This window comes from Microbacterium imperiale (assembly GCF_017876655.1).
GTDB lineage: Bacteria > Actinomycetota > Actinomycetes > Actinomycetales > Microbacteriaceae > Microbacterium > Microbacterium imperiale.
Map to the genome: position 1 here is coordinate 18,043 of NZ_JAGIOK010000001.1, position 12,384 is coordinate 30,426.

At 71.6% G+C, this 12,384-nt stretch carries 8 protein-coding genes; 2 read left to right on the forward strand and 6 right to left on the reverse strand.

Annotated elements, in window-relative coordinates; translation table 11 throughout:
* Window positions 1-71: 71 nt before the first annotated feature.
* Window positions 72-1,601 (forward strand): multiple monosaccharide ABC transporter ATP-binding protein, encoded by a 1,530-nt coding sequence (mmsA, locus tag JOF37_RS00080; RefSeq protein ID WP_210003944.1) that lies wholly within the window; start codon window positions 72-74, stop codon window positions 1,599-1,601.
* A 22-nt stretch (window positions 1,602-1,623) separates the two neighbouring features.
* Window positions 1,624-2,856 (forward strand): multiple monosaccharide ABC transporter permease, encoded by a 1,233-nt coding sequence (gene mmsB / locus JOF37_RS00085; RefSeq protein WP_245338069.1) that lies wholly within the window; start codon window positions 1,624-1,626, stop codon window positions 2,854-2,856.
* A gap of 84 nt (window positions 2,857-2,940) precedes the next feature.
* Here mmsB and JOF37_RS00090 read toward each other — a convergent pair whose 3' ends face one another.
* Genes JOF37_RS00090 through JOF37_RS00115 form a run of 6 tightly spaced genes read right to left on the reverse strand, consistent with a single transcriptional unit; the run spans window position 2,941 to window position 12,347 of the window.
* Window positions 2,941-3,882: a quinone oxidoreductase family protein gene (locus tag JOF37_RS00090; protein ID WP_210003947.1), complete on the reverse strand. Its 942-nt coding sequence runs from the start codon at window positions 3,880-3,882 to the stop codon at window positions 2,941-2,943.
* A 20-nt stretch (window positions 3,883-3,902) separates the two neighbouring features.
* Complete coding sequence (gene hrpA, locus JOF37_RS00095) at window positions 3,903-7,823, reverse strand: ATP-dependent RNA helicase HrpA (protein ID WP_210003949.1); 3,921 nt, start codon at window positions 7,821-7,823, stop codon at window positions 3,903-3,905.
* A gap of 31 nt (window positions 7,824-7,854) precedes the next feature.
* Window positions 7,855-8,628, reverse strand: a complete 774-nt coding sequence (locus JOF37_RS00100; protein ID WP_245338070.1) for a hypothetical protein — start codon at window positions 8,626-8,628, stop codon at window positions 7,855-7,857.
* Window positions 8,625-10,196 carry a protein kinase gene (locus tag JOF37_RS00105; RefSeq protein ID WP_210003951.1) on the reverse strand — a complete coding sequence of 524 codons (1,572 nt, stop codon included), beginning with the start codon at window positions 10,194-10,196 and terminating at the stop codon, window positions 8,625-8,627. The genes JOF37_RS00100 and JOF37_RS00105 overlap by 4 nt, the downstream gene beginning before the upstream one ends.
* Window positions 10,189-11,043: a PP2C family protein-serine/threonine phosphatase gene (locus JOF37_RS00110; protein WP_210003953.1), complete on the reverse strand. Its 855-nt coding sequence runs from the start codon at window positions 11,041-11,043 to the stop codon at window positions 10,189-10,191. Before JOF37_RS00110 ends, JOF37_RS00105 begins: the two co-directional genes overlap by 8 nt.
* Entirely contained in the window at window positions 11,040-12,347 is a 1,308-nt protein-coding gene (locus JOF37_RS00115; RefSeq protein WP_210003955.1) for an FHA domain-containing protein, read from the reverse strand. Before JOF37_RS00115 ends, JOF37_RS00110 begins: the two co-directional genes overlap by 4 nt.
* Window positions 12,348-12,384: the final 37 nt, after the last annotated feature.

Here is a 12,384-nt window from a genome sequence, read left to right on the forward strand (position 1 = left end):
CGGCGGCGGCGGGGGCAGCAGCCCCCGCCGCCGCACCGACCCACCATCCACCCCACAAGGAAGTCGGAGACGTGAGCGAAACCATCCTCGAGATGCGCGGAATCACCAAGACATTCCCCGGCGTCAAAGCGCTCTCGAATGTGAACCTCGCCGTCCAGCGCGGCGAGATCCACGCGATCTGCGGCGAGAACGGCGCCGGGAAGTCGACCCTCATGAAGGTGCTGTCGGGTGTGTACCCGCACGGCACCTACGACGGCGAGATCGTCTACGCGGGCGACACCGTCGAGTTCAAGAACCTGCGCGACAGCGAGGCGCGCGGCATCGTCATCATCCACCAGGAGCTGGCCCTCAGCCCCTACCTGTCGATCGCCGAGAACATCTTCCTCAACAACGAGCGCCGGGGTGCCGGCGGCCTCATCGACTGGAACAAGACCAACTTCGCGGCGGCCGAGCTGCTGCGCCGCGTCGGGCTCAAGGAGAACCCGACCACGAAGGTCAACCAGATCGGTGTCGGCAAGCAGCAGCTCGTCGAGATCGCCAAGGCGCTGTCGAAGGAGGTCAAGCTCCTCATCCTCGACGAGCCGACCGCGGCCCTGAACGACGAGGACTCCGACCACCTGCTCGACCTGATCCTCAGCCTGCGCGAGCAGGGCATCACGTCGATCATCATCAGCCACAAGCTGAACGAGATCAAGAAGGTCGCCGACAGCGTCACGGTCATCCGCGACGGCAAGACGATCGAGACGATCTCGAAGAACGACGTCACCGAGGACCGCATCATCAAGGACATGGTGGGGCGCGACCTCGAGCATCGGTACCCGGACCACGAGCCGCAGATCGGCGAAGAGCTGCTGCGTGTCGAGAACTGGACCGCCCACCACCCGCAGGACCCGACCCGCGTCGTCGTCGACGACGTGTCGATCACGGTCCGTGCGGGCGAGATCGTCGGCATCGCCGGCCTCATGGGCGCCGGTCGCACCGAGTTCGCGATGAGCCTGTTCGGCCACAGCTACGGCACGCGGATCTCGGGCAAGGTCTTCATGCGCGGCAAGGAGATCCGCACGCGGACGGTGTCGGAGGCCATCGCCAACGGGCTCGCCTACGCGACCGAGGACCGCAAGACCTACGGGCTGAACCTCATCGAGGACATCAAGCGGAACATCTCGATGGCCTCGTTGAAGAAGCTCGAGAAGGCCGGCCTGGTGGACGACAACGAGGAGTTCTCGGTCGCGAACCAGTACCGCAAGAGCATGAACATCAAGGCGCCCACGGTGCTGGCCAAGACCGGGAAGCTCTCGGGCGGCAACCAGCAGAAGGTCGTGCTGTCGAAGTGGATCTACTCCGACCCGGAGGTGCTGATCCTCGACGAGCCGACCCGCGGCATCGACGTCGGTGCGAAGTACGAGATCTACACGATCATCAACAAGCTCGCGGCAGCGGGGAAGGGGATCATCGTGATCTCGTCCGAGCTGCCGGAGCTGCTCGGCATCTCGGACCGGGTGTACGCCCTCTCGGAGGGTCGCATCACGGGCGAGATGCCCATCGCCGACGCCACACCCGAGTCGGTCCTCAAACTCATGACCATGGAGAAGCCCCGCTGACGGGGGCGCAGGAGATCCACGAATGTCTCAGAACGCTACCGGCCCCGAAACCGCCGCCGGCGGGGCCATCAACCCCACAGAGAACCGCTTCACGCGGTGGCTCGGCCACATCCTGGCCGACCTCGGCAAGAACGGCATCTTCATCGCGCTGATCGCGGTGGTCGCCCTCTTCGCCATCCTCACCAACGGCATCCTGCTGCGCCCGCAGAACCTGTCGAACCTCGTGGTGCAGAACGGCTACATCCTCGTCCTGGCGATCGGCATGGTGATGATCATCATCGCCGGCCACATCGACCTGTCGGTCGGATCGGTCGCCGCCTTCATCGGCGCCGTCTCGGGCGTGTTCGCCGTCAAGATGGGGATGCCGTGGTGGCTCGCCATCGTCCTGTCGCTCCTCATCGGCGCGCTGGTCGGCGCCTGGCAGGGCTTCTGGGTCGCCTTCGTCGGCATACCGGCGTTCATCGTGACGCTCGCGGGCATGCTGATCTTCCGAGGGCTCGCGCTCGTGGTGCTCGGCAACGCCAACATCGGCTCGTTCCCGACGGAGTACCGAGCCCTCGGCAACGGGTTCCTCGCGGGGTTGTTCGGCGAGTCCGAACCGGATCTGTTCACGCTCCTCATCGGCGCGGTGGGCATCGTCGCGCTCGTCGTGCAGCAGTGGCGCACCCGTAGCGGCCGTCAGAAGTACGACCAGCAGGTGGAGCCGCTCGTGTGGTTCGTGGCGAAGCTCGTGCTCATCTCGCTCGTCATCGGATGGTTCACCTGGGCGCTGGCCTCGTACAAGGGCATCCCGGTCACCCTCATCGTGCTCGCCGTCCTCGTGCTCGTCTACGGCATCGTGATGAACCGCACCGTGTTCGGCCGGCACATCTACGCGATCGGCGGCAACCGTCACGCCGCCGAACTGTCGGGCATCAAGACGCGTCGCGTCGACTTCTGGCTGTTCGTCAACATGGGCGTGCTCGCGGCTCTCGCGGGCCTGATCTTCACCGCACGTCTGAACCTCGCCGGACCCAAGGCCGGTGACGGCTTCGAGCTCGAGGCGATCTCGGCCGCGTTCATCGGCGGCGCTGCGGTGCAGGGCGGCGTCGGCACGATCGGTGGCGCCATCATCGGTGGTCTCATCATCGGTGTGCTGAACAACGGCATGTCGATCATGGGTATCGGCATCGAATGGCAGCAGGCCGTGAAGGGCCTCGTGCTGCTGCTGGCCGTCGCCTTCGACGTCTACAACAAGCGGCGTTCGGGCAACTGACCCGACACCACCAGCGGCGCCCCGGCCGCGAGACCTGCGGGTCTCGCCGACCGGGGCGCTGCGGCGTTCCGGGAAGAGGCGCCGTCAGGGGATCAGGACGATCTTGCCGGGAGTGTGCGCGGCCACGAGCCGGTGGGCCTCGGCCGCGTCCGCGAGCGGGAGCTCGGGTCCGAGCTCGACGCGGAAGGCGCCCGCCGCGAGCAGTGCCGCGACGACCGGGATCGCCTCGGCGCGCCACGCGAGCTGCTGCGCGGTGAGCGGCTCGGGGCTGCCGCCCGAGAACGCGCGGATGCCGAGGCCCGCGGCATCCGCGCCCCGCACGATCGTCGCGATGCGTGATCGATCGGCGACGAGCTCGATCGACGACGAAAGCGCTTCATCGGTGCCGGCGCAGTCGAGGGCGACGGTGACCCCCTGGGGCGCGACGGCGCGGACGCGGTCGGCGAGACCCTCCCCGTAAGCGACGGGCGTGCCGCCGAGGTCGCGCACCCGGTCCGCGCGCGCCTCGCTCGCGGTGGCCACGACCGCAGCACCGCGCAGGCGTGCGAACTGGATCGCGGCCTGACCCACCGATCCCGAACCACCGTGGACGAGGAGGGTGTCGGAGGGGCCGACATCGAGCGACCGCAGCGCCTGATACGCCGTCGCGACCGGGATCCCCAGCGCTGCGCCGACGGCCGGCGAGACGCCGGCCGGCAGCGGAACGAGCATGTCGGGGGTCGCGATGATGTCGGTGGCGTACACGCCGCGCGCACCGAAGATCGCGACCTCATCGCCGACGCGGAATCCCTCGACATCGGCTCCGACCTCTGTCACGACGCCCGCGCCGTCGTTGCCGATGCGTCGCGGCGTCGTGATGGTCGCCGACGGACGCAGGCCCGCCCGCAGCTTGTGGTCGATCGGGTTCACGCCCACCGCGGTGACGCGGAGGCGCACCTCGCCGGGTCCCGGCTCGGGAACGTCGATGTCGTGGAGGGCGAGGACCTCGGGTCCGCCGAACTCGGAGTACGTCACTGCCTGTGCCATGACGCCACGCTATCGAGTCCTCAGTCCTTCCCGGCCAGCGCCTTCGTGATCCGTTGGATCGACACGGGCTCGGCGGTGCCCAGACGCTGCGCGAAGAGGCTGATCCGGTACTCCTCGAGCAGCCACCGCGCGCGCACGAGGTGCGCCGCCGCGTCGTCGGGCAGCGGAATGGTGCCGCCGGCGTCGGCGTAGAGCGTGGACGCCCGCTCGTACTCGGTGAGGCGCTGCCGGTCGCGGCCGGGATTGTCGCCGAGCCCGGAGACCCGTTCGAGCGCGCCCTGCAGGTAGCGGGGGAGGTGCGCCAGCCGGGCGACGCCGGTGCGCGAGAGGAACCCGGGGAACACCAGCCCCGCGACCTGCTGCTTCACGTCGCCCAGAGCCGACAGCAGCACCATCGAGTTCTGCGAGCGGACCGCCCGCTCGACGTCGCGCTGCAGCACGAGGATGCGCGCGCTGAGGGAGACCGCCGCGAACAGCTCGTCGACGACCGCAGCCGAGAAGGCGTCGCGCACCGCGCGGAACTGCGCCTCGGTGCGCACGATCGGTGCGGTGCGCGCGATGACGGCATCGGCGACCGCGACCCGGGCGTCCTCGATCAGGGCCTTCGCGGACGGGTACGGCGAGGCCGCGAGCGCGAGCTTCTCGGCTGCGGTCAAGTGGTCGAGCACGTACGAGCTCGGCGACGGCACCGCCAGCAGGAGCAGGCGCCGGGCACCGGCCCGGGTCAGGCGCGCGGCGCGCTCGGGGGTCGCCTCGATGCGCAGCGACACGCTGGCTCCCTCGTCGACCAGGGCGGGGTAGCCGCGGACGACGCCGCCGGCCACGCGCGTGTCGACGAGGTCGGGCAGATCACCCACGGTCCACTCGGTCAGGCCCGTGCGCTCGGTGATCGCGCCCGCCGCGGGTTCGCCGGGGGCGGCCGGTGCCGTCTGCGCGCCGGGTCGCGGCGCGGCCCGCGCCAGCGAGCGGGCGACGGACGCGCGGGACCGGCCGGCGAGCCGCTGCTGCAGCTCGGCGAGGTCGCGCGAGCTTCCGAGCGTGCGCCCGCGCTCGTCGACGGCGCGGAATGACATGGACAGGTGAGCGGGCACGCGTTCCGTATCGAAATCCGACACCGAGACCGGCTGGTTCGCCACGCGCTGGATGCGGGCGGCGAGCGCTTCGCGCAGCGTTCGGGGCGGCAGCCCGTCGTGCGATTCCGGCCCGTCGGCGCGCAGCTCCTCGGCGAAGGTGGCGGCCCAGTCCGCGGCGGGCACGACGTGTCGCCGGATGACCTTGGGCAGAGCGCGCAGCAGTCCGGCGATCAGCTCGTCGCGCAGCCCCGGGACCTGCCAGTCGAAGCCGTCGGGCCGCAGGGAAGCAAGCAACGCCAGCGGCACGACGACGCTGACGCCGTCGTCGGGTGAGCCGGGTTCGAATCGGTAGGCCAGCGAGAGCACCTGATCCCCCTGCCGCCACCGTGCGGGGAATGCCCGCTCGTCGCCGCCGGCGGCGTCGCCGGCGAGGTCGGACTCGCTCATGTCGAGCAACCGGGGCGTGCGGGCCGCGGCATCGCGCCACCACGCCTCGAAGGAGCGGACGTCGAAGACGTCGCGCGGGATGCGCGCGTCGTAGAAGGCGAAGACCGCCTCGTCGCCGACGAGGATGTCGCGTCGACGCTCGCGTTCCTCGATCTTCTCGAGGCGTCGACGCAGCTCGAGGTTGCGACGCTCGAACGCGGTCAGGCGCTTGTCGAGGTGAGCCGAGTTCCAGTCGCCCTCGACCAGGGCGTGGCGCAGGAACAGCTCGCGCGCGAGCTCGCGGTCGCGACCGGCGAGCTGCACCCGTCGGCGGGGGACGATCTCGACGCCGAAGAGCGTCACCTTCTCGGCGGCCACCGCGGCACCGGCGTCCTTGGACCAGTGCGGGTCGCTGAGCGACCGGTTCGCCAGATCTCCCGCGAGATCCTCGGCCCAGGCCGGATCGATCGCCGCGACGGTGCGGGCGTACAGTCGCGACGTCTCGACGAGCTCTGCCGCCATGACCGCGTCGGGTGAGGCCTTGCGCAGGCCCGATCCCGGGAAGATGGCGAACTTCGCACCGCGCGCGCCCCGGTACTCGGCACGCTGGCGTTGCGGCTTCGGGGCACCCGCGCGCGCCGAGCCGCCGCGCACGGGCTTCGGCGCACTGCGGGTGTCGAGCACACCGATCTGCGAGAGGAGCCCGGCGAGGATGGCGCGGTGCACCCGGTCCGGGGGTGCGGCGCCGGCGGCATCCGGGGTCGTGTCCGCGTCTCCGCGCCGATCCCGGTCTCGCCCGCCGCGCGCGAGCGCGGTGAGCTGTCGCTGCACGTCGGCCCACTCCCGCACCCGGACGTAGTTCAGGTGCTCGGCGCGGCAGAGCCGGCGGAACGCGCTCGACCCGAGTTCGCGCTGCTGCTCCTGCAGGTGGTTCCACAGGTTCAGGAGGGTCAGGAAGTCGCTGGTCGGATCGGTGAACCGGGCGTGCAGCCGGTCGGCCTCCTCGCGCCGTTCCTCCGGGCGCTCGCGGACGTCCTGGATCGACAGGCCGGCGACGATCGCGAGCACGTCGCGTGTGACGCCGAGGGTGCGCGCCTCGACGAGCATCCGCGCGAAGCGGGGGTCGATCGGCAGCCGCGAGATCTCGCGCCCGATGTCGGTGAGGCGCCAGGCGCCCTTCTCGTCGCGGCGGACGGCGCGCAGCTCGATCAGGAGGTCGAATGCGGCCTTGACCCCGCGCGAGTCGGGCGGGGTGAGGAAGGGGAAGTCGGCGATGTCGCCGAAGCCGAGCGCGAGCATCTGCAGCACGACGGACGCGAGGCTGGTGCGCAGGATCTCGGGCTCGGTGAACTCCGGTCGCGCAGTGAAGTCGTCCTCGCCGTAGAGGCGGATCGCGATGCCCGGCGACGTGCGTCCCGCGCGACCGGCGCGCTGCTGCGCCGACGCCTGCGACACCGGCTCGATCGGCAGCCGCTGAATCTTCGAGCGGTTGCTGTAACGAGAGACGCGAGCGGTGCCGGTGTCGACGACGTACCGGATGCCGGGCACGGTGAGGCTCGTCTCGGCGACGTTCGTGGCGAGGATGACGCGGCGGCGCACGCCCGCCACGGTCGAGGGCTCGAAGACGCGATGCTGCTCGGCCGCCGACAGTCGCCCGAAGAGGGGGAGGACTTCGGTGGGGCGGGCATCCCGTGCGTAGGCGCCGCGGACCGCCTCCATCGCGTCGCGGATCTCGGCCTCACCGGGCAGGAAGACCAGTACGTCGCCGTCGGACTCGCGGTCGAGCTCGCGCAGGGCGGCCACCAGACCGTCGACGTCATCCTCGTCGCCCTCGTCGTGCGGGCGGTACCGGACCTCGACCGGATAGGTGCGCCCGGACACCTCGATGATCGGCGCGGGAGCCCCGCTCGCGTCAGCGAAATGCGCGGCGAAGCTCTCGGGGTCGATCGTGGCCGACGTGACGATGATCTTCAGATCGGGCCGCTTGGGCAGGATCCGGCGCAGATATCCCAGCAGGAAGTCGATGTTCAGCGAGCGCTCGTGCGCCTCGTCGATGATGATCGTGTCGTAGCGGCGCAGCAGGCGGTCGCGGTGGATCTCATTGAGCAGGATGCCGTCGGTGACCAGCGCCACGCGGGTGTCGGCCGAGACCTGATCGGTGAAGCGCACCTTGTATCCGACGGCGCCGCCGAGGGGCACCTCCATCTCGGACGCGATGCGCTCGGCCACGGTGCGTGCGGCGATGCGTCGCGGCTGGGTGTGCGCGATGCTCGTGCGACCGAGTTCGAGGCAGATCTTCGGTAGCTGCGTCGTCTTGCCCGATCCCGTCGCACCGGCGACGATGACCACCTGGTGCTCGCGGATGGCGCGCGCGATCTCGTCCCGGGCGGCGCTGACGGGCAGCTCGGGCGGGAACGAGATCACAGGGGCGGGTGTGGACACAGCCCTTCATCGTACGACGCCCCGCGCCGGCTCAGCTCCGGTCGGCGGGAACCGCGTCGAGCAGCGGCAGGTCGGCGGCGGTGACCAGTCGCGAAAGCACGGCGTGCTCGACCAGACGCGCGCGGCGGTTCGTGGCGAGCTTGCCGACGCCGCCCCGCAGGCCGCGCACGCCCTCACGGTCCAGCTTGTCGCAGACGTTGTCGAGCTTGCGGTTGAACGTGGTCAGCGGCCAGCCCAGGCGTTCGGCGGCGGCCGCGGATGTCGGGACCTGGCTGGAACCGACCATCCCGCCGCGGAGGATCGGCTCGCACAGGGCGAGCAGCAGCAGACGCTGGCTCGAGGTGAGCGCGACCGCGCCGACGGTCGTCGTGCCGACATGCTCGTCGGCGGTGCGCGGGAAGCTGTCGCGCACGGTGAAGCGTGCGCCGTCGGTGTGCACCGTCAGTTCGTACGTGTACGCCCCCGCCGTGAACATCACCACCAGGGCCGGGAAGACCAGCGGCACGCGCGCGCCGGGGCCGAGGACCGCCTGGTACGCGCCGTCCGGCGTCGCGAGGCTGACCGAGATGGATTGCCCGATGTTCGACAGCCACCACAGCCCGTGCTCGGAGTCGATCGTCAGCAGCCGCCGGTGCAGGTACGGGTTGGTGTCGATGACGAGGTCGGCGTCGCGCCCGATCGCGTAGCTCTCGCCGGCTTCGGGGCGGAACCACTCGCCGCAGAACTCGATCGCCACCGTCTCGGGTTGCGCGGCCTCGCCGCCGTCGCGCTCGTGCTCGCTCGTGTCGTTCTCCGTGGATGTCATGGTGCCCCTCCGATGAGGATCGCTGCTGTCGTCGCTGCTGCGCCGAGGACGAGGATGCCGCCGCCCACGACGGCGATGATGGCCGCGGTCCCGCGCCGGCGCCGCCGCGCCGGGGTGGCGGGGGTCTCCCGCACCGGCGCCTCGACACGCGTGCGGGCGACCGGAGCCGGCGACGCCGCCTCGCGTACGCGATAGCGCTCCCGGGCGGCATCCGGAGCCGACGCCTGTCGCGGCGTGTCGAGCCGGCCGCGGACGACGCGGTCCTTCGCCTGTCGGCGGACCCACACGGTCTCGGGCTCGGCGGGAACGTCGGACTCATCGAGACGCACGGGGAGCGGCGAGGGGGCGGCTGCCGGTGCGGCGCCGTCGGCTGCGGCCGCGCGCGTCGAGAGCACGGTGTGGTCGGCCGCGTCGGGCTGGTGCCGGGCGGAGAGCACGGTGTGGTCGGGCGCGTCGTGGCGCGACGACAGGCGGGTGTGCTCGTCGTCGTCTGCTCCGCCCCGCGGCGGCGACAGAACCGTGCGATCGGACTCTGCTTCGGCCGCGGTGTGCCGCGACGACAGAACCGTGCGATCGGACTCTGCTTCGGCCGCGGTGTGCCGCGACGACAGGACCGTGTGCTCGGGCTCTGCCTCCTCCGCGGGGTCTCGTCGGGTGGACAGGATGGTGTGGTCGTCGTCCGCGGGGTCTCGTCGGGTGGACAGGACGGTGCGGTCGTCGTCCGCGGCGTCTCGTCGGGTGGACAGGACGGTGTGGTCGTCGTCACCGGGGATGTCGTCCGGGTCACGGATGTCCAGATGGGTGAGGGGCAGGTGCAGCGCCAACTCGATGTCCTGCAGCGCCCTCGCGAAGTCGGCGGCGGACGGGCCGCCGCCGGCGCGCGTGCGCTCGAGCACGTCGAGCACGAACTCCTCGAGATCGGCCGGCACCGCGTCCTCGGACGGCAGAGCGCTCGTGGCCTCGGCGATGGGGCGTCCGGTCAGCAGCTCCGACGTCGCGACGGCCAACCCGTGCACGTCGAGCGCGCGCGCCGCGGCATCCGGCGCCGGCCGATCGGACGCGAGAGCGTCGGCGTCGAAACCGACCAGGGCGGGCCAGCCGTAGTCGGTGGTCAGCACGTTCTCGATCGCCACGCGCCCGTGGACGATGCCGCTGCGGTGCGCGCTCTCGACCGCTCCGCTGAGCTGGATGATCAGGCGCAGGGTGTCGGCGACGGTCGGAACCTGCCGTGCGGTGCTCTCGGCCAGATCCGCGCGCGAGCAGTACTCCATCACGATGTAGGGGCGCCCGTCGGGGGCCACCCCGCCGCCGTGCACGGTCGCCATCGCCGGGTGGGCGGACAGGGCGGCCAGCCGGTCGACCGCGGACCCGATCCGGTCGCGGCGGCCGTCGCCGTCGCCGACCGCATCGCGCCGGATCTTCACGGCGACCGGATGCCGCCTCACGGCGTCACGGTAGAGGTACACGTCCGCGCGCGGGCTCGTCGAGAGCAGACGGTCCACCTCACGGTCCGCCAACTCGATCGGTGGCGCCGGGCTGTCGTGCGCTCGCCGACGCAGCTCAGCCACGGGCGCTCCGGCGTCGCTCGGAGCGGGCCGTCGCGACCTCGACGGTGGCGGTCACCGACTCGCTGTTCATGATTCCGCCGGTGGTCTCTTCCAGGCGCGGGCTGATCCCTCCTGCGATGACGTCGAGCACGATGGTGCTGATGTTGTCGCGCCCGCCGTGCGCGAGTGCCTGCGCGACGAGTGACTGCGCGGTCTGGGCGGGCGAGCCGCCCATCATCAGTCCCGCCCGCAGGGCTTCGTCGGAGATCTCGCCGGTCAAACCGTCCGAGCACACCACGATGCGCTCGCCGGTGACGATCGGGATGAGCCAGAAATCCGCTCGGCTGCGCTCGCCGCCGATCGCCCGGGTGATGACGTTGCGGCCCTCGTACGACGACATCTGCTCGCGCGTCAGCTGACCGGCATCGACGAGCTCCTGCGCAACCGAGTGGTCGATCGTCAGCTGCTCGAGGCGCTCTGCGAGCAGACGATAGACGCGCGAGTCGCCGACGTTGACGATCAGCCAGCGGCGCGCGCCGTCCTGCTGAACCGCGACGACACCGGAAAGGGTCGACCCGGCCCCGCGCTGAGTGCCCGACGCGATCCCGGCCACCGCGGAGTGCGCGCGCTCGACCGCGTCGGCGACTTCCTCCGGGCGCAGATCGTCGCGGCCGACGAAGGATCGGAACGCATCGATCACCGCGGCCGACGCCCGGTCGCCCGCCTCATGCCCACCCATGCCGTCGGCGACGATGAAGACCGGGTACTCCGCGAGCAGCGAGTCCTCGTTCACCGAGCGGCGACGCCCCGTGTCGGTGCGGGCGCCGCTGGTGACGTGGACGTCGATCGGGGGAGGCGCGGTCGTCATTCGTCCTCGGCGAGGTGCAGCTCGGCGTCCCCGAGGTGGAACACGCCGGTCACGACGGCCGACCCCGCCACCTCGGTCTCGTCCGCGCCGACGAACACGCCGTTCGTCGAGGCGAGGTCGGTGATGCGCCAGCCCTCTTCGGTGCGGCGCAGCAGCGCGTGGGTCTTCGAGATCGTGCGCGTCACGTCGTCGATGGGGACGATCTGCGCCTCGGGGGCGTCGGCGGGGGCCAGAGGGTTCCGCCCGAGGACGGCGACGTCGGATGCCAGGGCCACGGTCGTGCCGTTCGGCAGGCGAAGGCTCGCGTGCGGGCCACGCCGCGCCGCGAGGACCGTGCGCTCGTCGAGGTCGTCCGCGGGGCTCGTCGGCGGCTGGGGCGCGGCGGTGGCGGCGACGACCGGTGCGGCCACCGGGGTGGGAGTCACCGGTGCTGCGGCGGGGCCGGGCGCGGAGATCCAGGGCTGGGGGGCGGCGGGGGCCGCGGCGGGCTCCACCGGCGGGGGCGGCGGGGCCCACGGGCTGGCGGTGACCGGTTCGGCCGCGGTGGGCGGCGCGGGCGGCGCATCGCTCGCCGCGGGGAATGCCGGCGGGGGTGCGAACGGGCCCGGCGCCGAAGCCCCGGCGGGGGCAGGGGGAAGCACGGGCGCGGCGGCGGGCGTGGATGCCGCCGGCGACGGCGCATCCACGGCGGCGGTGGTCCCGCGGCGGAACGGACCCTCGGGCGCGGCGGCTTCGGTACCGCGCCATCGCGCGGAACCCCACCCGACGATGCTCGCCCACACCGGGAAGAGCAGCACGCCGAGCACGGTGTACCCCGTGCCGAGACCGAACCCGCGGTTCACGGCGCGGAGCATGCGCACCTCGAGGATGATGACGAACACGGCGAACGCGAGCCAGATGAGCGTCGGGACGAACACGGCGGCGGCGAGCGCACCCGCCGCGCTGCCGGCGTCGCCGCCGAAGCCGGCGTTCAGAGCTGCGGCGGTGAACAGGCCCGCGACGACCGCGCTGATGATGCCGACGACGATAGCGCCGCCGGCGAGAACCGCGGCCCACCATCCGCGCATGCCGGCCAGGACGAAGAGCTCCCAGATGTTGAGCACGGGAACCCAGGCCTTCCAGGGCGCGATTCCCACCTTGCGGAACACGGCTGTGAGAGCGAGGGCCGTCCACACGTAGACGCCGATGCCGAGCAGCGTCTGCACGATCGACATCACGGCCAGGGCGCCGGGGTCGACCGCACTCGACCCGCCGAGCGCGATGAGTTCGGCCGCGAGCTCCTGCGACCGGAAGTGTGCCGTCACCTGTTGTTCTCCTGCCCTCTCGGCCGCGCACCGCTAC

Bases quoted from the DNA above. Each gene is read 5' to 3' on its own strand.
- mmsB (WP_245338069.1), top strand. From the start codon at position 1,624: ATGTCTCAGAACGCTACCGGCCCCGAAACCGCCGCCGGCGGGGCCATC.
- JOF37_RS00090 (WP_210003947.1), bottom strand. From the start codon at position 3,882: ATGGCACAGGCAGTGACGTACTCCGAGTTCGGCGGACCCGAGGTCCTC.
- JOF37_RS00100 (WP_245338070.1), bottom strand. From the start codon at position 8,628: ATGACATCCACGGAGAACGACACGAGCGAGCACGAGCGCGACGGCGGC.
- JOF37_RS00110 (WP_210003953.1), bottom strand. From the start codon at position 11,043: ATGACGACCGCGCCTCCCCCGATCGACGTCCACGTCACCAGCGGCGCC.